The sequence below is a fragment of the Streptomyces sp. NPDC006332 genome, assembly GCF_040612855.1.
Lineage (GTDB): Bacteria > Actinomycetota > Actinomycetes > Streptomycetales > Streptomycetaceae > Streptomyces.
In genome coordinates, this window is record NZ_JBEXRA010000001.1 from 389,934 (window position 1) to 409,766 (window position 19,833).

Here is a 19,833-nt window from a genome sequence, read left to right on the forward strand (position 1 = left end):
CCCCCTCCCGGACGGCTGCGGGCCTGTGCGCCCACACACCCTCCGGAACGGAGCAGGCCTTCTGGCCGCTGTACCGAATCAGGTTCGGTGTAGCGGCCAGAAGGCTGGAGATGGCGGAGAACACGTCAAAGTTTCGGGCGGCCTTGACGGACTCCCGCTACCTCGCTGTTAACGATCCCGGGTCCGAACCGAGTTCGGACCGCGCCCGCGCCGCCGCCCCGACCGCCACCGCGTCCCCCTCCAGCAGCGCGGGCAGCACCCGCACCGGGCGCCCGCTGACCGGGGGCTCCGCGGTCAGGGCCCGCCCGATCGACGGCTCGACGAGCGTCCAGGCCCGGCTGACGCCCCCGCCGACCACGAAGGTCGTGACGTCGAGCAGACCCGCGGTGACCAGCATGGCCCGGGCCACCGCGGAACCCGCCGTCTCGTACACGGCGAGCGCGTCCGGATCGCCGCTCACCGCCGCCTCGGCCACCTCCCGCGCGCCGCGGGTCCGCCCGGTGCGCTCCCCGTAGCGCGCGGTGATCGCCCGCCCCGACGCCAGCGTCTCCAGGTGCCCCCGGCCGCCGCAGGTGCACGGCAGGTCCCCGAAGCCCGGCACATGCCCGATCTCACCCGCCGCGCCGTGCGGTCCGTCGTACAGCGCCCCGTCCAGCCACAGCGCCCCGCCCACGCCCGTGCCCAGCGTCATCCCGAGCACATCCGGCTCGCCGGCGACCGCGCCGGCCGCCGTCTCGCCGCGCAGGAACGCGTTGACGTCGTTGTCGAGGAACGCGGGCACCCCCAACGCCTCCTCGACCGCAGCCGTCACCCCGAACCCGGCCCAGCCCCGGAAGGAGTCGCTGGCCACCAGGATCCGGCCGGCCCGCGCGTCCACCACCCCGGCCGCGCCCACCCCGACCCCGAGCAGCCGCGTGCCCGTCCGGCCGAGCAGCAGCGCCACGGCGTCCAGCGCGGCCCCGACCATCGCCGCGCCGCCCCCGGCCGCCGGGGTCGCCACCTCCACCCGGTCGAGGACGGCCAGGTCCTCCGAGCACAGCACCACCCGGGTCGTCGTACCGCCGATGTCCACGCCGGCGATCGTGTGCGTCACGCGGTGGCCCCCGTCCGTCCCGCCGCCCGCCGACGCCGTTGGACGACCGGATCCGGCACCGGCACGGCGGCGATGAGCCGACGCGTGTACTCGGTCTCGGGACGCGACAGGGTGGACAGGGTCGGCCCCTCCTCCTCCACCCGGCCCGCCCGCATGACGACGACCCGCCGGGCGAACTCCTGCACCACGGCCAGGTCGTGCGACACGAACAGGCAGGCGAACCCGAGCTCACGCTGCAACTCGGCGATCACCTCCAGGACCGTCCGCTGCACACTCACGTCCAGCGCGCTCGTCGGCTCGTCCGCGACCAGCAGTCGCGGCCGCAGCACCAGCGCCCGCGCGAGACTCACCCGCTGCCGCTGACCGCCCGACAGTTCGCGCGGGCCTCGACCCGCCAACTCCCGGGACAGCCGCACGAGTTCGAGCGCCTCCGCGACCCGCTCCCGCCGCTCGGCGGCCGGCATGCCCCGCCGGTGCGTGCGCAGCGGCTCGGCCACACACTCCGCCACGCTCATCCGGGCGTCCAGCGAGGCCACCGGATCCTGGAGCACCACACCCACGCCGGACAGCAGGGCCCGGCGCGCCCTTCCCCGGGCCCTCCCCAGGTCGCCGCCGAACAGCGACACCGAACCGGCGGCCGGCGCGACCAGCCCGAGCGCGACCCGCGCCGCCGTCGACTTCCCCGACCCGGACTCACCCACCAGCCCCACGGTCTCCCCGGGCCCGACCACCAACGACACCCCGTCGAGAGCCCGCACGACACCACGACCCCGCCCGAAGTCCACGGTCACGTCGCGCAGTTCGACCACGGGAGCTGCCGTGGCCTCCGGAGCCGCCGGGCCCACCCAAGGAGCCGCAGCCGCCGGGGCCATCGGATCCACCGGAGCCGCTGCGTGCACCGGGGTCCCCGGAGCCGCTGGGTTCACCGGGCCCGCCGGAGCAGCCGCAGCCGCCGGACCCATCGGATCAGCCGCAGCCGCCGGGTCCACCGGGGTCCCCGGAGCCGCCGGGCTCACCGGGTCTGCCGCAGCCGCCGGCTCCGCGGGAGCCCCCGCTGCCCCCGGCTCCCCCGCGGACGACCCCCCGGCCCCGCCCGCCGCAGGCGCCCCCGCTCCGCTCACCCTCAGTCGCGGTACCGCGGCCAGCAACCGCTGGGTGTACTCGTGCGTGGGTCGCAACAGCACCTCCTCCACCGGACCGGTCTCCACCACCTCGCCCCGCAGCATCACGGCGACCCGGTCGGCGAAGTCGGCGACCACGCCCATGTTGTGCGTGACCAGCAGCACGCCGGTGTCCGAGTCGGCCGCGAGCCCCCTGAGCAGATCGAGGATCTCGGCCTGCACGGTGACGTCGAGCGCGGTGGTCGGCTCGTCCGCGACCAGCAGGGCGGGCGAGTTGGCGATCGCCATGGCGATGACGACCCGCTGCCGCTGACCGCCCGACAGCTGGAACGGGAACGCCGACGCCCGCCGCTCCGGATCGGGAATGCCGACCCTGCGCAGGAGCTCCACCGCGGCGCGGGCGGCCTCCGCCCGCGACACCGGCCGGTGATTGCGGACGACCTCCGCTATCTGCCGGCCGACCCGGGTCAGCGGGTCCAGCGCGGTGGCCGGCTCCTGGAAGACCATCGACGCGGTACGGCCGCGCAGCCGGGCCAGCTCCGCCTCACCGGCGCCGACGATCTGCGTACCACCGACGTCCACTCGCCCGGACGCCCGCGCGTTGCCCGGCAGCAGCCCCATCGCGGCGAACGCCACCGTCGACTTCCCGGACCCGGACTCGCCGACCAGCGCCAAGGTCTCACCGGGCCGGACGTGCAGCGACACACCGCGTACGGCGGGCACGTCGCCCGTGTCCGTCGCGAACGTGACCCCGAGGTCCTCGATCCGCAGGATGTCCGTGCTCACGTTGTTCATCCCCGTCCCCTCACGTCGAAGGCGTCGCGCAACCCGTCGCCGATCGCGTTGAACGCGCACACGACGAGGATGATCGCGAGGCCCGGCGGCACGATCAGCCACCAGCGCCCCGAGTACGCCGCCGTCAGACCGGCCGACAGCATGCCGCCCCAGTCGGTCGACGGCGGTTGGACGCCGAGGCCCAGATACGACACGTACGCGACCAGCAGGATCGCGTCGGCGACCTGGAAGGTGGCCGCGACGACGATGGTCGACACCGAGTTCGGCAGGATGTGCCGCCAGATCGCCCGCCCGTGGGTGCCGCCGGTCGCGCGCAGCGTCAGCACGTAGTCACGGTTCTTCAGCGTCAGCGTCTCCGCCCGCACCAGCCGGGACGGGACCAGCCACGACACCAGACCGAGGATCACGATCAGGCCGGGCACACCCGGCGTGGTGATCGCGGAGACGACCAGCAGGATGAACAGGGCCGGGATCGCGATCCCGGCGTCCACCACCCGCATCATCACCGCGTCCACCCAGCCGCCCGCGTACCCCGCCACCGCACCCCACAGGGTGCCGATCACGGTGGCCAGCAACCCGGCGGCGAGCCCGACCAGCAGCGACACCTTCCCGCCGTACATGAGCCGCCCGAGCTCGTCGTGCCCGACGGCGTCCGTGCCCAGCCAGTGCCCCCCGCCGGGGGCCAGGTTGACCTGCGTGAGGTCGGTGTGGGTCTGGTCGGTGGAGTACAGCAGCGGACCGACGAAGCAGAACAACAGGAACAGGACGACGACCAGGAGTCCGGCGACGGCCAGCCTGTTGCGGGCGAACCGGCGCAGCGACAGTCGATGGCCGGCGACCGGCTCGACGGTCGCGGTCTGGAGTACGGCAGTCACGCGCGGTCCGCCTTCACTCGGGGATCGACGATCCGCTGGACGACGTCCGCGAGCAGCGTGCCCACGACCGTCGCGACGGAGATGACGAGGACGCAGCCCAGCAGCACCGGATAGTCGGAGGACTGCGCGGCGGACCAGAACAGCAGCCCCATGCCCGGGTAGTTGAAGAGCTGCTCGACCACGAGCGCTCCGCCGAACAGCACGGGCACGTAGTACCCGAGCATCGCGACCACGGGGGTGAGCGAGTTGCGGAACACGTGCCGCCACAGGATCGCCGCCGACCGTGCGCCACCGGCCCGCGCGGTGCGGACGTAGTCCTCGGAGAGGTTCTCCAGGGTCGCCGCCCGCATGTACCGGCTGAACACGGCGATCATGGACGCGGCCCCCGTGACCACCGGCAGCACCAGCGCCTGGGGATCCGCGAACACCTGCGCCAGGGTGTCCCCCTGAGGCGCCTGGGACGGGAACCAGCGCAGGGTCTGGGTGAACAGCAGCACCAGGATCAGCCCCAGGAAGTACACGGGCGTGGAGTACGCGACGAAGCTCAGCGTGGTGATGACGTAGTCGGCCGGCTTGTTGCGGCGCACCGCCTGCCACATGCCGAGCGGGATCGCCAGCAGCAGTCCGACGAGTGCCGACAGCACCGTCAGCACCAGGGTTTTCGGCAGCCGTTGCTCGATGAGCCGGGAGACGGCCTCGTTGAGCGTGTACGAGGTGCCGAGGTCACCGTGCACGAGCGTGTTCAGGTAGTAGACGTACTGGACGGGCAGCGGACGGTCCAGGCCCTGCTCGTGGTTGAACGAGGCGATCTGCCCGGCCGTCGCCTGCGGGCCGAGGATCCCGCGTGCGGGACCCCCGGGCAGTGCGTGCAGCAGGCAGAAGACCACGACCGTGACGATCAGGATCACCGCCAGGGCCTGGAGAACCCGCCGGGTGAGGTACGCGAGGGTGTCCATGCCTCAGCTGGTCCACTTCCACTGCGCGGGATGGAAGTTGGCGAGCGAGTCCTGGGAGAAACCGCCGAGGCCGTTGCGTATGACCGACACCTGGTAGACCGGCTCCGGCAGCCATATCACCGGCAGGTCCTTGGCGAGGGCCGCGCTGTACTCCTGGATCGCCTGGTTCGAACTCGACGTCGTCGACGCGGAGATGAGCTTGTCCACCGCCGGGTTGGAGTAGTTGCCGAAGTTCGAGCCGCCCTTGGACTGGAACAGCGAGTCACCGGTCGGGAAGGCGTTGAAGTACCAGCTGCCCGCCGTACCGAAGAACGACAGCTGCCACTTGCAGATCGACTGGCCGGACGTGCACTGCGGGGTCTGGGAGAGCACCGAGTTCACCGGCGCGGTCTTGATCGAGAACTTGATCCCGGTCTTCGCGAACGAGGACTGGATGGCGCTCATCATGTTGTCCGTGACGGTCGACCCGGACTGCGACAGCACCTGCATCTGGAACTTCGTCCCCTTGGCGACCCCGGCACCGCACTGCGTGGCGCCGCTGCCGGGACTCGTGCAGGTCATCACCCCGCCCTGCTCGCTCCAGCCGTGGCCGGTCAGCAGCGCGCGGGCGGCCGACGTGGAGAACGGATACGGGTTGTTCTTCTGCTCGGGGGACACGAAGTCCGACGCCTGGCCCTGCGGAATCGGGCCGTACCCGGGCACCGCCGTCCCGTTGAGGACGACTTTCGCCAGGGTCGTCTGGTCGATCGACCGCTGGACCGCCTGCCGAGCGTAGAGCTGCTTGAACACCGCGCCCATCGCCGGGTTGTTGAAGTTGTACGGCATGTAGGTGATCGCCCAGCCCGACCACGGCTTCACGGTGTAGCCCTGCGAGGTGAAGCTGCCCTTCTGGTCGAGGTCGGTGGCCTCGATGTAGCCGTAGTCGACGCTGCCGGAGCGCAGCGCGTTCTTCTCGGCGTCCGCCGTGGTGAAGGGCAGCAGGTTCACCGTCGGGATGCCCGGCTTCTCGCCGCCGTCGTACTTCTTGTTCGCGGTGAGGACGACCTTGCCGGCGGTCGAGAAGGACTTGACGGCGTAGGGGCCGCTGATGGTCTTCCACAGCGGGTCGGAGGCGTAGCCGGAGATGTTCTTCGCCGCGGTGTTGAGGTAGGTCCACACCTGCTTGGCGCCCGCCGCCGTGCGGTCGGCGTCGGACACCTTCGCCGAGGCGTCCGTCTTGTCCCAGGCGTGCTGGGGGAGCGGGGTGATGCTGTTCAGCTCGTTGGCGAGCATCCACTGGGAGTTGTAGGCGCGGTCGAAGGTGATCGTGAAGTGGCGGGCGTCGACGGTCTTGAAGGACGTCCAGTTGTCGGGCGCCTTGCCGGGGTTGTAGCCCGCCCACTGGGCCTTGTTCGCCTTGATGAGGTTGAACCAGAACTCGGCGTCCCGTGCGGTGACGGGCTTCCCGTCGCTCCAGTGGCGGTCGCCCAAGGTGATCGTCACGCTTTTTCCGTCGGACGCGAAGTCGGCGGCCGTGGCGACCGAACCGGCCTTGTTCCAGGCGATCTTCCCGGTCGAGCCGTCGTAGGCGACGAGCGGCTCCCACAGGGTGTTCGCGATGGAGATGTTGTTGGTGTTCAGGTGGGCCGCGGTGCCGATCGGCAGGATCCAGTTCGGCGTGAAGTTCGCGGGCAGCGCGTAGTTGATGGTGTCGTGCGACGCCGATGACGTGCCGCTCGACCCGGAACACGCGGCTAGCAGCAGCGTGCCCGCGCCGAGGGCGGCACCGGCGAGGAGTCTCGTGCGGGCAAGGGACATGACTCTCCTCAGGCAAACAGAAGCTGGGCGGAGTCAGTGAACGCCTCGTCGATGCGAAGAAACAGACGCTCCACGGTAAAAAGTCTGTTTCTGCCGTTCTGAAAAAAGCCGCGAAAGGCTCCGACTGGCCTACGCTCAGGGCCTCGACCGCCGACGACGGAAGTTACTTCCTCCATGCCTGAAAAAAGTCCGCAGCCGAACAGTGCACAATCGAACAGTCCGCAGCCGGGGATCCCGCAGCCGAGCAACCGGCAGCCGAGGGTCCCGCAGCCGAGCGGCCCTCAGGCGAAGCGTCCGGAGCCCAAGAGCCAGACGCGCCGGAAGAACGGGTCCGGGTTCTCCTCGCTGACCGAGGGCGTCCTGGAACTCCTCGCGTCCGGGCAGGCGACGACCCGCACGGAACTGGCCCTGCTGCTCGGCGCCGCCCCGTCGACGGTCTCGTTCGCGGTGGGTCAACTGCTCACGCACGGTCTGGTCACCGAGGAGGGCACGCTGTCGTCCACCGGCGGGCGCCCGCGCAAGGTGCTGCGGCTCGGCGGCAGCGACGGGTACGCCGTGGCGGCCGACCTCGGCGGAAAGCACGCCCACGTGGGAGTCGTGCACCCCGGCGGCGGACTCACCGACGTGTCCACGGTGCCGTTCCCGACCGCGGACGGACCCGAGGCCGCGCTGCCCGGACTGGCCGAGACCCTCGAGGCCCTCGCCGACCGGCACGGACGTGACCTGCTGCGGGGCGTCGGTCTGTGCCTGCCCGGACCGGTCGACGTCGAGCCGGGCCTGGTGACCCTGCCCGCCCGGATGCCCGGCTGGAACAGGTTCCCGGTGCGGGACTGGCTGGAGGAGCGGTTCGGGGTCCCGGTGGCCATCGAGAACGACGCCAACTGCATGGCCGTCGGTGAGCACAGCGTGCGGCCCGTGGAACACCGCCAGTCGATCATGGTGAAGGCGGGCTCCGGCATCGGCGCGGGCGTGATCGCGAACGGACGGCTCTACCGGGGCGGCACCGGCGCGGCCGGCGAGATCACCCACGTCCGCGTGGAGGCCGCCCACGACACGCCCTGCTCCTGCGGCAACACCGGCTGCCTGGAGACCGTCGCCTCCGGGGCCGCCCTGGTCCGCATCCTGCGGGAACGCGGCCGTGACGTGACGTCGACCGAGGACGTCGTACGGCTCGCCACCGACGCCGACCCCGAGGCGACCCGCGCGGTCCGTGAAGCCGGCCGCTACCTCGGCCGGGTGCTCGCCGCGAACGTGAACTTCTTCAACCCCGACGCGGTGTACCTCGGCGGCATCCTCTCCACCCTGGAGCCGTTCGTCGCCGCCGTCCGCAGCCAGCTGTACGAGGGCTGCCATCCGCTGGTCACCGAGCACCTGGTCATCGAACGGGCCGGCCTGGGTGCCGACGCGGGTCTGGTCGGCGCGGGCCAGTTCGCGCTGCAGCGGGCACTGGCGCAGGCGCTGCACGCGGTCACCGGCCACCAGTCCTGAGCGCCGCCGTCCCGTCCTGAGCGCCGCCGTCCAGTCCTGACACCCCGCGTCCCGTCCCCGGACCGTCTCGAGCCCCCGGAGGAACCATGTCCCTGCCCGTCATAGCGATCGCCGGACTCGGCATCGAGTCCTCGACCTTCTCCCCGGCCCGGACCGAGGCCCCCGCCTTCCACCCGCTGCGCGGCGCGGACGTCCTCACGCGCTACCCCTTCCTCGCCCCCGGGCAGCCCCTGCGGGAGGCCGCCGACTGGCGCGGTGCCCTCGTCGGGAAGGCCCTGCCCGGCGGCACGGTGACGGCGTCCGCGTACGCCGAACTGACCGCCGAACTCCTCGACCGGCTACGGCAGTCGGGCCCCCTCGACGGCCTCTGGTTCGACATCCACGGCGCCATGACCGTCGAGGGACTGGACGACGCCGAGGCCGAACTCCTGCACCGCGTCCGCGAGGTGGTCGGCCCCGACGTCCTCGTGTCCACCTCCATGGACCTGCACGGCAACGTTTCCCGTGAACTCGTCCACCGCAGCGACCTGATCACCTGTTACCGCATGGCCCCGCACGAGGACGCCATGGAGACCAAGGAGCGGGCCGCCCGCAACCTGGTGGAGCTGCTGGCCAGCGGGGCGCCCCGACCGGCCAAGGCGTGGGTGCCGGTGCCGGTGCTGCTGGCCGGCGAGCAGACCTCCACCCGGATCGAACCCGCCCGCAGCGTGTACGCGGCCGTCGAGGAGGTGGCGGCGGCCGAGGGAGTGACGGACGCGGCGATCTGGGTCGGCTACGCCTGGGCGGACGAGCCGCGCAACCGGGCAGCGGTGGTCGTCACCGGCCCGTCGACGGCCGCCGTCACCGCCGGTGCCGAGCGGCTGGCGCACGGCTTCTGGGCGGCGCGGCACGACTTCGCGTTCGTCGCCCCCACCGGCACCCTGGACGAGTGCCTCGACGCGGCGCTGGCTTCCCCCGCCCGCCCGTACTTCATCAGCGACACCGGCGACAACCCGACCGCGGGCGGCGCCGGTGACGTCACCTGGGGCCTTCGACAGGTCCTGGACCGCCCGGAGTTCAAGGACCCGTCCGGCCCCGTCGTCATCTACGCCTCGCTGCCCGGGCCGGCCGCCGTCGAGACCGCCGCGCGAGCCGGAGTCGGCGCGAGCGTCACCGTCACCGCGGGCGCCGAGGTCGACGACCGGCACGCGGGCCCGCTCACCCTGACCGGCGTGGTCCACGCGGTCCGGCACGGCGACCGGGACGCGCGGACCGAGGTCGTGCTGCGGGTGGGCAGCGTGCATGTGATCCTCACCGGGCTGCGCAAGCCGTACCACCACGAACACGACTTCACCGACCTGGAGTTGGATCCCAGGGCGGCCGACGTCGTGCTCGTCAAGATCGGCTATCTGGAGCCCGAGCTGTTCGCCATGGCCGCCGACTGGAAGATGGCGCTGACCCCGGGCGGCGTCGACCAGGACCTGACCCGCCTCGGCCACCATCGCGTCCGCCGGCCGCTGTTCCCCTTCGACCCCGAGATGCCCGCCCCGGACCTCGGAGCCCGGCTGATCGCACCCAGCGACGAGCCGCTCAGCGGACCGGACGAGTGAGCTGCCAGGAACCGTCACCCAAGGGACACCTAGTCCGCCTCGGCGATCACCCGGTCCATCAGGGCGATCAGCACGTCCCGCGCGGAGGCGCGCTCACGCGCGTCGCACAGCAGCACCGGCACGTGGTCGGGCAGCGCCAGCGCATCCCGGATGTCCTCGGCCGGGTACGGATGCAGGCCGTGGAAGCCGTTGACACCGACCACGAACGGGATGCCCCGCCGCTCGAAGAAGTCGACCGCGGCGAAACTCGACTCCGGTCTGCGGACGTCGATGAGCACCACCGCGCCCAGCGCGCCCACGGCCAGGTCGTTCCACATGAACCAGAACCGCTGCTGCCCGGGCGTACCGAAGAGATAGAGCACCAGTTCGTCGCTGATGGTGATCCGGCCGAAGTCCAGGGCCACCGTGGTGGCACGTTTCTCCTCGATGCCGTGGAGGTCGTCGATGCCCAGGCCCGCGGAGGTCAGCGACTCCTCGGTGCGCAGCGGCGCGATCTCGCTGACCGACCCCACCATGGTGGTCTTGCCGACGCCGAAGCCCCCGGCGATCAGGATCTTGACGGTGTCGGGTGCCGCGGGGGTGGCGGCGTCAGAGCCGGCCAAGGCCGTCCCTCACTTTCTGCAGCAGGTCCAGGTGGGGAGCGCGGGGCGAGACGGGATGCGGCGGGTGGGCGGTGATGAGACCGGCCTCCAGCAGATCGCAGAGCATGATGACGATCACGCTCACCGGCAGGTCCAGCAGGGCCGCCAGCTCCGCCACGGCCACCGGCCGCACGCACCGGCGCAGGATCCGGGTCTGTTCGGGCTGCGGCCGTGGCGCCCGGTCCGGGGGCGGGACCACCGCGGTCACCGTCGTGATGAGGGTGAAGTCGGCGCGGCTGGGCCGGGTCCGGCCGCCGATCAAGGCGAAGGGCCGTACCAGCCGGCCCGCCGCGTCGCTTCCGCTCACCTCACTCGTCACTCGTCGCCCGTCACTCGCCGGCGGCGTCGAGGCCCACATGGGCCCGCGGCGCCGCGCTGAGGTGCTCGCCGATCTTCTTCACCAGCATGTTCATCTGGTACGCCACCACGCCGACGTCCGCGCCCGGCCCGGTCAGCACGACCAGGTGGGCGCCGGGTCCCGCGGACGTCAGGATCAGGAAGCTGTTGGCCATCTCGATGAGCGCCTGGCGCACCGGGCCGCCGCGGAAGTCCAGGCTGACGCCCTTGCTGAGGCTCATCAGACCCGAGGCGGTCGCGGCGAGCCGCTCGGCGTCGTCGCGCACGAACCCGGTGGACCTGCTGACGACCAGTCCGTCCTCGGAGAGCACCACGGCGTGGTTCACGTCGGCGACCCGGTCCACGAGACCGGTGAGCAACTGGTCCAGCTGGGTGTCCGTGGCGGGGGTGGGGCGTGTCATGACGGTGTCCTTCGTCAGCGGTCGGTCGGGGAGGTCGGGGTGTCGTCGGCGTCCGCGGAGGGGAGGTGCGCGGCGAGGGTGCTCGTGGGGGGCGGGTCCTTCCGGTCGTGCGGTGCGCTGTCCTCAAGCGGTTCGCGATCGTCCTGGACCCGATCGCGATCGTCCTGGGTCGGAGGGCCCTCGTCCCCTCCCGGGCGGTCCTTGTCGTCCCCCGGGCGGTACATGTCCTCCCCCGACCGGTCCTTGTCCTCTCCCGGCTCCTGCTCGTCCCGGGCCCGGAGGGTGCCGGCCTGGAAGCCGCCGAGTGAGGAGGCGGCGTGCTCCGCGGTGAACTCATCGGCGTCGGCGGCTTCCGCCGCGTCCGGCGGGGTGGCCTCCTCCCGGAGTTCGGCGACCAGGCTGGTCTGCGGTACGCGGCGCGGCAGCGGGGTGAGCCCGTCGGTGCGGGGGACGGGAGCGGCGGCGGTGGCGGGGGCTGTCCGCGCGGCGAGGAGGGGCCGGGCGGCGCCACGGGGCGGCACCGGGTCCTGGTCGGTCCCCGGGGCGCTCGCGGGTCCGGGGACGTGCGCGGTCCCCGGGTCCGTCCCGGCCCGCGTGTCCGCCGTCGCCGGCGGGTTCCCGGCCTCCGTCGTCCCGTCGGCCGGGGCGGTGTCCGGTACGTCGGGAGCGTCGTCGTCGGCGGGCTCCGGGACCACGATGTCGTGCGGGATCAGCACGATCGCCGTGGTGCCGCCGTACGGAGAGGGCCGCAGGGTGACGGTGATGCCGTGCCGTCTGGCGAGCCGGGAGATGACGAACATGCCGAGCCGCAGGTCGTCCGCGAGCGCCACCACGTCGAACTGCGGCGGATCGGCCAACTGGGCGTTGAGCGAGGCGTAGTCCTCCTCCGACATGCCAAGACCCCGGTCCTCCACCTCTACGGCCAGCCCCTTGGCCACCATCGTGGCCCGCACGCCGACCGGGCCCGGCGCGGGGGAGTACGCGGTGGCGTTGTCGATGAGTTCGGCCAGCAGATGGATCACGTCCGCCACCGCGGGCGGGGCCAGGCACACCTCCTCCTCGGTGTCCACCTCCACCCGCTGGTACTGGGCGACCTCGCCGACCGCGCTGCGCAGGATGTCGATCAGTGCGACCGGTTCGGTCCAGCTGCGTCGCGGCTGCTCGCCGCTGATGATGACGAGGTTCTCCTCGTAGCGGCGCAACTGGCTCGCCGTGGAGTCCAGTTCGTACAGGCCCTTGAGCACGTCGGGGTCCTGGTGCTCGCGCTCCAGCGCGTCGAGCTGACTGAGCTGGAGGTTGACCAGGTTCTGGCTCTGCCGGGCGATGCCGAGGATCACCTTCTGGAAACCGCGCCGGGTGTCGGCGAGTTCCACGGTGGTCACCACGGCGGTGCGCTGGGCGGTGTTGAACGCCTGTGCCACCTGGCCGAGTTCGTCCGAGCCGTAGTCGAGCGGGGGCGCCGCCAGGTCCACGTCGACCGTCTCGCCCCGCTCCAACCGCCTGACCACGTCGGGCAGCCGCTCCTCGGCGAGACCGAGGGTGGCCTCCCTGAGGCCCCGCAGCCGCCGGGACAGGGAGCGGGTGATCCGCCAGGACATGGCAGCGCACAGCAGCAGCGCGACGAGTCCGCCGGTGCTCAGCGACGCGGCGGTCAGCAGCAGCCCGTCGGCTTTGTCGGCGCTCTGGGCGAGCAGCGCGGCGGTCTGCTGCCGGATCAGGTCGCCGTACTGGTCGGAGACCTTCCGCAGTGCCGCGGTCCACTGCTCGCGCAGGTCGGGCAGCGCGACCCGGCGTTGGCCGTCGGACGGCCGGGCCTGCGTCACCTGGTCCTCGATCGACTGCAGGGTCTGCCACTGCGGGCTCTGCAGGATGCGCTCGGTCTGCGTCTTCGCGGTGCCGCGCAGGGAGGGCACAATCTGGTCCTGGACGATCCAGCGGCGGGTGCTGACCATCTGGCCGAACGTGGTCCACGCCTTCTCGTCGAGGTACCCGGACGGCCAGGCGAGGGTGAGCTGCGCGTCCTCCTGGGAGACCAGCTCCGCGCCGTGCTCCAGCGCGACCAGTGGACCGGCCTGTGAGGTGAGGTCGCCGTCGTCGACCTGGGAGAGCTCCTGGAAGGCGTGGATCTGGTCGTCGATGATCGAGGTGTACTGGCCCAGGGCCTGCTCGGCGGTGATGTCGGAGGGGTCGTCCACCTGGCCCCGGTAGTACTCCAGGCTGCCGACGGACCCGACGACCGAGTACAGGCGGTCCGCGATCCGGTCGGGGGCCTCGCGGATGGCGTCGGACCGGCCGACGAGTTTCGCGACCGCCTTGTCCGTCTCCCGGCGCGCCTGGTCCAGCGCGGCCCGGGAGCCGGGCTGCCGGGCCAGCCAGGCGGCCGACAGGCCGCGTTCCCGCTGCAGCGCCAACGTGGCCTCGGTGCCCATGGCGCCGGTCGAGCGGCTCAGTTCCGTCTGCGAGCGCAGCCGCAGGCCCTCCGAGAACATCTGTGTCGTCGTCACACCCCACAGGGCGGCGAGGGTGACGCTCGGAACCAGTGCCAGCAGGATGAGCGAAAGACGAATGGAGCCGAGGCGGCGACGAGAACCTGTCCGTCCAGACATGGTCTTCCTTGGGCGATCAGCGGGGAGGAGAGCGGGAGGGAGCGGAAGGCCGGCGGCGGAGTTGAACCGTCAGCGGGTTCCGGCGGCGGCGAAGCGGGCGATCGAGGCGACGTTCGCCTTGTTGACGAACGCGCGCCCGGTGAGCACGGGAGCCACCCCGCCGCCGCTGACGTTGCCGTTGGTCCGGTACAGCCACAGCGCGTCCACGGCGAGATAGCCCTGCAGATACGGCTGTTGGTCCACCGCGAACTGTACGTCCCCGTCGCGTACGGCCTTGATCAGGTTCTTGTCCAGGTCGAAGGTGGCGACCTTGGCCCTGCTGCCCGACGCCTTCACCGCCTTGACCGCGGTGAGCGCGAACTGGGCGCCCAGCGTGACGACTTCGTCGATGGAGGGGTCCTGCCGCAGTTGGGCGGTGACGGCGGCGTCCACCGCGTCCAGGTCGGTGCCCTCGACATAGAGCATCTCGGTCCGGCCGGAGAACGTCTTCTTCACGCCGGCACAGCGTGCCTCCAGGGCGACGTTGCCCCGCTCGTGGATGACGCACAGCGCGTGCTTGGCCTTGACGGCGTTCAGTCTTTCGCCGACGCCCCGGCCCGCGAGGCTCTCGTCCTGGCCGAAGAACTCCAGCAGCCCCTGCGAACGCCAGGCGTCGATACCGGAGTTCAGACCGACCACGGGGATACCGGCCGCCTTCGCCTCCGCGACCGGGCCCTTCATCGCCTGCGGCTTGGCGAGGGTCACCGCGATGCCGTCGACCCTGTCGTCGACCGCGTCCCGCACCAACTGAGCCTGCTCGGCCGGATCGGGGTCGCTCGCGTACGTCAGGTCGAGGCCGTCCTTGGCGGCCGCGGCCCGGGCGCCCCTCTGCACCAGATCCCAGAACGAGTCCCCGTGGCCGCCGTGGGTGATCAGAACGACCTTCGTCCCGCCGCTGTCCGCCCCGTCCGCCCCGTCCGCACCTGTGTCGCCGGAGCCGCCGGATCCGGAGCAGCCGGCCAGGAGCAGGCAGAGAGCGGCGGCCAGCACGGCGGTGCGGACGAATCTGGGGGAGGCCTGAGGTGGGGGAGGATTGTTCATGGAGCAGGCACCTCGCTGTGCGGCCGAGCAAGAGGAACACAAAAGTACGGTCGAAGCACACAAGGCGCCCTGACCGGTTGAAACTTCACTGGCCTGGAGCCAATCGTGTGTGACCGCCGGTAGTCAAGTGATCGGCCGCTCGCACTGAGTTGTCGGTGCCGCATCGTGATCACCTCTGCCGCGACCGGAAACCGTCGGTGGAGGCGGCGGGGTGGGACCTGCACGATCCCCGGCTCGACGAGGCCGGGGTCACGCATGTGCGCCTCGACGTGCGCCGTCCGCGCCTGCGGCCTGGATCCCGCCGCCCCTCCCACCCGCCGGTAAGGGTGCCGCTCCCGGAGCGCAGTGCGGTGTTTCCCGGCGCCCTAGACTGAATCCGCCCCGCGACTTTCCCCCTCATACTTTCCCTCGGACGTGACGGACGTGACCGACGCGACGGACGTGACGGACTTGACGGACGTGATGGACGTGATGGACTCGGCGGAAACGGCGGGACCGCGGGCGGTGGACAGGAGGACAAGGACGATGACGACGGTCGACCACGGCTTCGACGATCCCTCCGCCGACGTGCTCACGCAGGCCGCCGCGGCCTTCGGGCTGCTCGCCTCGCCGGCCAGGCTGCACATCGTGTGGGCGCTCGCCCAGGGCGAGAGCGATGTCACCGGGCTCGCGGAGCGGGTCGGGGGCGCGTTGCCCGCGGTCAGCCAGCACCTGACCAAGCTGAAGCTGGCCGGCCTGGTCCGCTCCCGTCGTGAGGGGCGCCGGCAGGTGTACTTCGTCGACGCCGACGAGCAGGCGGCCGTCGTGGACGTGGTGCGGCTGATGGTGGGCCGGCTGTCCGACGGCGCCGCCCCGGCGCGCCACCTCCGTGGAATCTGAGCGCGCGGCCTCCGAGTCCGCCGAGGACACCTCCCTGCAGGTGCTGCGGCGACTGGACACCGGCCCGCGCGGACTGACCGAGACCGAGGCCCAGGCCCGGCTGGCGCGGACCGGCGAGAACACCCTCCCCGAAGTGCGTACTCCCTCCTGGCCCCGCCGCCTCCTGCGCGGCCTGCGCGACCCCTTCACCGCCGTACTGCTCTGTCTGGGCCTGGTCTCGGCGGCCGTCGCCTCCTGGGGCACCGCCACGGTGATCCTGGCGCTGGTCGCCGTCAGCTGCGTACTGCGGGCGAGCGGCGAGCGCCGCGCCGACCGTTCCATGGCCGCGCTGCGCGCCCTGGTCGCCGGCACGGCCACCGTCCTGCGACGCGAGGAGGGCGGCCAGGCCGGCCCGTCGCCACGGGAGATACCGGTCGCCGACCTGGTTCCGGGGGACGTGGTCCGCCTCGGTCCCGGCGACCTCGTCCCCGCGGACGTACGACTCCTGCGGGCCCGCGGGCTGACCGTGCACCAGGCGGCACTGACCGGGGAGTCGGCGCCGGTGACGAAGACGGCGGGGGACGAGACCGGCACCGGTCACCTCGGCAGCGGCGGCGAGGGCGGGGCCTTCGCGGCGCCGTACCTGTGCTTCCAGGGCAGCGGTGTGGTCACCGGCAGCGCCACCGCCGTCGTCCTCGCCACCGGGCCGCGGACCCGGCTGGCGGCCGCGCACGGCCCGGGGCCCGGCCGGCGGACGCAGAGCGCCTTCGACCGGTCCGTGTTCGGCATCTCCTGGGTGCTGATCCGGTTCATGCTGCTGACCCCGCCCCTCGTCCTGATGGCCAACGCGGCCCTGCGCGGCCGGGGCCTGGAGACGCTGCCGTTCGCCGTCGCGGTGGCCGTCGGACTCACGCCCGACATGCTCCCCGTGATCGTCACGACCTGCCTGGCGCGCGGAGCCGCGCTGCTCGCCGGCACCCACGGCGTGATCGTCAAGCGGCTGCCCGCCCTGCACGACCTGGGCGCGATGGACGTGCTGTGCGTCGACAAGACCGGCACCCTCACCCAGGACCGGCCGGTGCTCGAACGGTCCGTCGACCCGGCCGGGCGGGACGACCCCGAGGTGCTGCGCTGGGCCGCCGTCAACGCCTGGTGGACCCTGCAGCTCGCCGACCTGCCCGCCCCGGACGCCTTCGACGAGGCGCTCCTGGACGCCGCCGGTCCGGTCGGCGAGGAGGAGGACGGCGTGGACGCCGTGCCCTTCGATCCGGTACGTCGGCTGGCCACCGCGGTCGTCCACGGCCCCCTCGGCACCCACACCCTGGTCGTGAAGGGCGCCGCGGAGGACGTACTGGAACGCTGCGTGCTCGAAGCGGCGGAGCGTCAGCGGCTGAGCGCGTTCGCCGCACACGAGGCTCAGGCCGGACTGCGGCTGCTGGCCGTGGCCACCGCCGACCGGCCGGCCCGCGCCCGCGCGTACACGCCGGCCGACGAACGCGGCCTGACCTTCCGGGGCTTCGTCACCTTCCGGGACGCCCTCGCCCCGACCGCGGCCGACGCGCTGCGCCGGCTCACCGCCCTCGGAGTCACGGTCACGGTCCTCACCGGCGACCACCCGGCCACGGCCGCGCGGGCCTGCCGCGACCTGGGACTGGACCCGGGGGAGGTGCGCGTGGCGAGCGGACCGGCCGACGCGCACGGCACCGACGGCTGCGACACCGTCCTGGGCCGGACCACCGTCGTGGCCCGCTGCACCCCCGCCGACAAGGCCCGTGTCGTCGCCGGCCTGCGGGCTGCCGGGCACACCGTCGGCTTCCTCGGCGACGGGGTCAACGACCTGCCCGCCCTGCGCGCCGCGGACGTCGGCATCGCGCCCCGCGACGCCGTGGGCGCGGCCCGGGAGGCCGCCGACGTGGTACTGGCCGACAACGGGATCGGGGCGATCGGGCACGCGGTCACCGCCGGACGGCAGGCCGCCGGCAACATCGCCTCCTATCTGCGCGTCACGCTCTCCTCGAACGTCGGCAACGTCCTCGCGATGCTCGCCGCCGGCCTGCTGCTGCCCTTCCTGCCGATGCTCCCGGCCCAGGTCCTCGCGCAGAACCTGTGCTTCGACGCGGCCCAGCTCGCCTTCGCCCACGACCGTCCCGGGGCGGCCGCGCTGCGCCGGCCGGCCGTGCTGCGCCCGCGCGCCTTCCTCCGGTTCATCACCGGCTTCGGCGCGCTGAACGCCGTCGCCGACCTCGCCACCTTCGCCGTCCTCGCGCTCGCGCTGCGCGGACCCGACGCGCTCGACGACCGTACGGTGTTCCACTCCGCCTGGTTCACCGAGAACCTGCTCACCCAGGCCCTGGTGATGCTGCTGCTGCGCACCGGCCGGGGCGTCGCCGAGGGCCGCGGCCGGGGCCCCGTCGGGTGGGCGGCGGCCCTGCTCGGCGTCGCCGGACTGCTGCTGCCCCCGAGTCCGCTGGGCGCCTCGCTCGGCATGACCGCCCTGCCCGCGACCTACTACCTGCTGCTCGCCGCGGTCCTCGGCCTGTACGCCCTCGCGCTGACCGCGGCCCGGGCGTGGCACGAGGGACGTCAGCCGTAGGTCAGGTTCGAGCAGGGGTTGTCGTCGGCGGACCGGGCCCCGTCCGCGACCTCCGAGGGCACGGCGGTCGGGGTCGGCGAGGCGCTCACGCCGGGGGTGTCGGCGTAGGACTGGCCCAGTACGACACTGATGCCGGAGCCGGTGACGGGCATGATCCCGGCGCCCGGGAAGGCCCTGGCGACGGTCTGGGCCTGGGTCTTGAGGCCCGGGCCGTACTCGACGAGCGTGACCGGGTGGTCCTGGGCCGAGGCCGTCGCCGTGCCGGTGACCGTGAAGCCGTCCGCGGTGAGCGCGGCGGCGGCGCGGGCGGCCAGGCCGGTCACGGTGGTGCCGTTGTAGACGGCGACGTCGATGCCGTCGCCGGAGACGGAGACGGATACGGGGGCCGGGGTGGGGGAGGGGGCCACGGACGCGCCCTGCTTGCCGCCCGCGTTCTTGCCGTCGATCGTGCGGTCGGCCTTGAGCGCCGCCCACAGCTCGTCGGCGTCGGGCTGCACGATCGCGACCCGTGAACCCTCGTACCGCCAGGGCAGCGTGACGAACTTGGTGTTGTGCAGGTCGATGTCCTTCAGGGACATCGCGAACGAGATGAGCTTGTCGGCGGAGCCCAGGCCGGGGTCGACGGTCAGCGACTCGGTGGCCGCGTCGGCCAGCGGCAGCAGCTTGGCCGGGGACAGGCCCTTGCTCTTCACCTCCTTCAACAGGCTTGCCACGAAGGCCTGTTGGCGCTTGATACGGCCGATGTCGGACCCGTCGCCGATGCCGTGCCGGATGCGGACGTAGTCCAGTGCGCGCTGCCCCGAGACGGTCTGTACCCCCTTCTTGAACAGCAGTTTGCCCGGGGTCTTGAGGTGGGGGTCGAGGTCGTTCTCGTAGACGTCCTGCGGGAGGCAGACCTGTACCCCGCCCACCACCTCGGTGAGGCGGGCGAAGCCCTTGAAGTCGACGACGACGGTGTGGTCGACGCGCAGGCCGGTGAGCTGCTCGACCGTGTTCTGGGTGCAGGCGGGGTTGCCCTGGGCGGTCTGGCCGACGGAGTAGGCCGCGTTGAACATGGTGTCGGTCTGTGCGCTCGTCCACCTGCCGTTGGGCAGTTTGCACGGTGGGACGGTGACCAGGGTGTCGCGGGGGATGGAGACGGCCAGGGCGTGCCGGTGGTCGGCGTATATGTGCAGCAGGAACGTCGTGTCCGAGCGGCCTATGTCGTCCTTGTCGCCGCCACCGAGCGCGGCGTTGCCGCCGGTGCGCGCGTCGGAGCCGATGACCAGCACGTTCTCGCCCTTCGACGAGCCGGACCGGGGCCGGTGGTCGGACAGCCCGCCCGCGTCGAACGTGCTGATGTTGCCGTCCAGCCGCAGGTAGAGCCAGCCGGCTCCCGCTCCGGTGAGCACCAGCAGGGTGAGACAGACCACGAGCACGACCCGGGCCCGGCCGCCGCGCCGGCGTCGGCGGTCCCGACGTCCGGAGGGCCGGTGTCGCGGCGGAGCTGCCCTGCGGTGGCTGCTCACGGTCATCGGCGCCCTCCTGGCCTCACTCTGGGTTGTACAGTTGCGCAATGTAGCAACTGTTGGACAAGGAAAAGT

Annotated in this window: 15 protein-coding genes; 4 read left to right on the top strand and 11 right to left on the bottom strand. The window is 72.4% G+C overall.

Annotated elements, in window-relative coordinates; translation table 11 throughout:
• Positions 1 to 157: 157 nt before the first annotated feature.
• From ABZ027_RS01590 to ABZ027_RS01610, 5 genes are read right to left on the bottom strand one after another with little or no spacing between them, the layout of a single operon-like run.
• Positions 158 to 1,093: an ROK family protein gene (locus ABZ027_RS01590; protein ID WP_356763182.1), complete on the bottom strand. Its 936-nt coding sequence runs from the start codon at positions 1,091 to 1,093 to the stop codon at positions 158 to 160.
• The gene (locus tag ABZ027_RS01595) at positions 1,090 to 3,009 is read right to left on the bottom strand and encodes an ABC transporter ATP-binding protein (RefSeq protein WP_356763184.1); all 1,920 of its coding nucleotides are present in this window, start codon (positions 3,007 to 3,009) and stop codon (positions 1,090 to 1,092) included. Before ABZ027_RS01595 ends, ABZ027_RS01590 begins: the two co-directional genes overlap by 4 nt.
• On the bottom strand, positions 3,006 to 3,884 hold the full coding sequence (locus ABZ027_RS01600) for an ABC transporter permease (RefSeq protein ID WP_356763186.1): 879 nt from the start codon (positions 3,882 to 3,884) through the stop codon (positions 3,006 to 3,008). The genes ABZ027_RS01595 and ABZ027_RS01600 overlap by 4 nt, the downstream gene beginning before the upstream one ends.
• Complete coding sequence (locus ABZ027_RS01605) at positions 3,881 to 4,840, bottom strand: ABC transporter permease (protein ID WP_356763188.1); 960 nt, start codon at positions 4,838 to 4,840, stop codon at positions 3,881 to 3,883. The genes ABZ027_RS01600 and ABZ027_RS01605 overlap by 4 nt, the downstream gene beginning before the upstream one ends.
• 3 nt (positions 4,841 to 4,843) lie before the next feature.
• Positions 4,844 to 6,637 carry a peptide ABC transporter substrate-binding protein gene (locus ABZ027_RS01610; protein WP_356763190.1) on the bottom strand — a complete coding sequence of 598 codons (1,794 nt, stop codon included), beginning with the start codon at positions 6,635 to 6,637 and terminating at the stop codon, positions 4,844 to 4,846.
• A gap of 174 nt (positions 6,638 to 6,811) precedes the next feature.
• On the opposite strand from ABZ027_RS01610, the gene ABZ027_RS01615 reads away from it, so the two are divergent.
• Positions 6,812 to 8,125, top strand: a complete 1,314-nt coding sequence (locus tag ABZ027_RS01615) for an ROK family protein (protein WP_356763192.1) — start codon at positions 6,812 to 6,814, stop codon at positions 8,123 to 8,125.
• An 86-nt stretch (positions 8,126 to 8,211) separates the two neighbouring features.
• Positions 8,212 to 9,714 carry a M81 family metallopeptidase gene (locus tag ABZ027_RS01620; RefSeq protein ID WP_356763194.1) on the top strand — a complete coding sequence of 501 codons (1,503 nt, stop codon included), beginning with the start codon at positions 8,212 to 8,214 and terminating at the stop codon, positions 9,712 to 9,714.
• 29 nt (positions 9,715 to 9,743) lie between these two features.
• Here the strand turns inward: ABZ027_RS01620 and ABZ027_RS01625 are convergent, their stop codons facing one another.
• The 5 genes from ABZ027_RS01625 to ABZ027_RS01645 form a co-directional block, all read right to left on the bottom strand.
• Positions 9,744 to 10,316 carry an ATP/GTP-binding protein gene (locus ABZ027_RS01625; protein ID WP_356763196.1) on the bottom strand — a complete coding sequence of 191 codons (573 nt, stop codon included), beginning with the start codon at positions 10,314 to 10,316 and terminating at the stop codon, positions 9,744 to 9,746.
• On the bottom strand, positions 10,303 to 10,662 hold the full coding sequence (locus ABZ027_RS01630; protein WP_356763198.1) for a DUF742 domain-containing protein: 360 nt from the start codon (positions 10,660 to 10,662) through the stop codon (positions 10,303 to 10,305). Before ABZ027_RS01630 ends, ABZ027_RS01625 begins: the two co-directional genes overlap by 14 nt.
• A 22-nt stretch (positions 10,663 to 10,684) precedes the next feature.
• Complete coding sequence (locus tag ABZ027_RS01635) at positions 10,685 to 11,113, bottom strand: roadblock/LC7 domain-containing protein (RefSeq protein ID WP_356763200.1); 429 nt, start codon at positions 11,111 to 11,113, stop codon at positions 10,685 to 10,687.
• A 14-nt stretch (positions 11,114 to 11,127) separates the two neighbouring features.
• Positions 11,128 to 13,719, bottom strand: coding sequence for a nitrate- and nitrite sensing domain-containing protein (locus ABZ027_RS01640; RefSeq protein ID WP_356763202.1), 2,592 nt, complete (start codon positions 13,717 to 13,719; stop codon positions 11,128 to 11,130).
• A 69-nt stretch (positions 13,720 to 13,788) separates the two neighbouring features.
• Positions 13,789 to 14,799 (bottom strand): sugar ABC transporter substrate-binding protein, encoded by a 1,011-nt coding sequence (locus ABZ027_RS01645; RefSeq protein ID WP_356763204.1) that lies wholly within the window; start codon positions 14,797 to 14,799, stop codon positions 13,789 to 13,791.
• 525 nt (positions 14,800 to 15,324) lie between these two features.
• Between ABZ027_RS01645 and ABZ027_RS01650 the strand changes: the two genes are divergently transcribed.
• Positions 15,325 to 15,678 (top strand): metalloregulator ArsR/SmtB family transcription factor, encoded by a 354-nt coding sequence (locus tag ABZ027_RS01650; protein WP_356763447.1) that lies wholly within the window; start codon positions 15,325 to 15,327, stop codon positions 15,676 to 15,678.
• Positions 15,668 to 18,250 carry a magnesium-translocating P-type ATPase gene (gene mgtA / locus ABZ027_RS01655; RefSeq protein ID WP_356763206.1) on the top strand — a complete coding sequence of 861 codons (2,583 nt, stop codon included), beginning with the start codon at positions 15,668 to 15,670 and terminating at the stop codon, positions 18,248 to 18,250. The genes ABZ027_RS01650 and mgtA overlap by 11 nt, the downstream gene beginning before the upstream one ends.
• Here the strand turns inward: mgtA and ABZ027_RS01660 are convergent.
• A complete protein-coding gene (locus tag ABZ027_RS01660; RefSeq protein ID WP_356763208.1) occupies positions 18,241 to 19,764 on the bottom strand; it encodes an LCP family protein in 1,524 nt (507 codons plus the stop codon). The two genes, mgtA and ABZ027_RS01660, sit on opposite strands and share 10 nt — an antisense overlap.
• Positions 19,765 to 19,833 lie beyond the last annotated feature (69 nt).

Excerpts from the sequence above, each read along its gene's own strand:
- ABZ027_RS01640 (WP_356763202.1), bottom strand. The coding sequence starts at position 13,719 with ATGTCTGGACGGACAGGTTCTCGTCGCCGCCTCGGCTCCATTCGTCTT.
- ABZ027_RS01645 (WP_356763204.1), bottom strand. The coding sequence starts at position 14,799 with ATGAACAATCCTCCCCCACCTCAGGCCTCCCCCAGATTCGTCCGCACC.
- ABZ027_RS01605 (WP_356763188.1), bottom strand. The coding sequence starts at position 4,840 with ATGGACACCCTCGCGTACCTCACCCGGCGGGTTCTCCAGGCCCTGGCG.
- ABZ027_RS01635 (WP_356763200.1), bottom strand. The coding sequence starts at position 11,113 with ATGACACGCCCCACCCCCGCCACGGACACCCAGCTGGACCAGTTGCTC.
- ABZ027_RS01615 (WP_356763192.1), top strand. The coding sequence starts at position 6,812 with ATGCCTGAAAAAAGTCCGCAGCCGAACAGTGCACAATCGAACAGTCCG.
- ABZ027_RS01595 (WP_356763184.1), bottom strand. The coding sequence starts at position 3,009 with ATGAACAACGTGAGCACGGACATCCTGCGGATCGAGGACCTCGGGGTC.
- ABZ027_RS01620 (WP_356763194.1), top strand. The coding sequence starts at position 8,212 with ATGTCCCTGCCCGTCATAGCGATCGCCGGACTCGGCATCGAGTCCTCG.
- ABZ027_RS01610 (WP_356763190.1), bottom strand. The coding sequence starts at position 6,637 with ATGTCCCTTGCCCGCACGAGACTCCTCGCCGGTGCCGCCCTCGGCGCG.
- ABZ027_RS01650 (WP_356763447.1), top strand. The coding sequence starts at position 15,325 with ATGACGACGGTCGACCACGGCTTCGACGATCCCTCCGCCGACGTGCTC.
- ABZ027_RS01660 (WP_356763208.1), bottom strand. The coding sequence starts at position 19,764 with ATGACCGTGAGCAGCCACCGCAGGGCAGCTCCGCCGCGACACCGGCCC.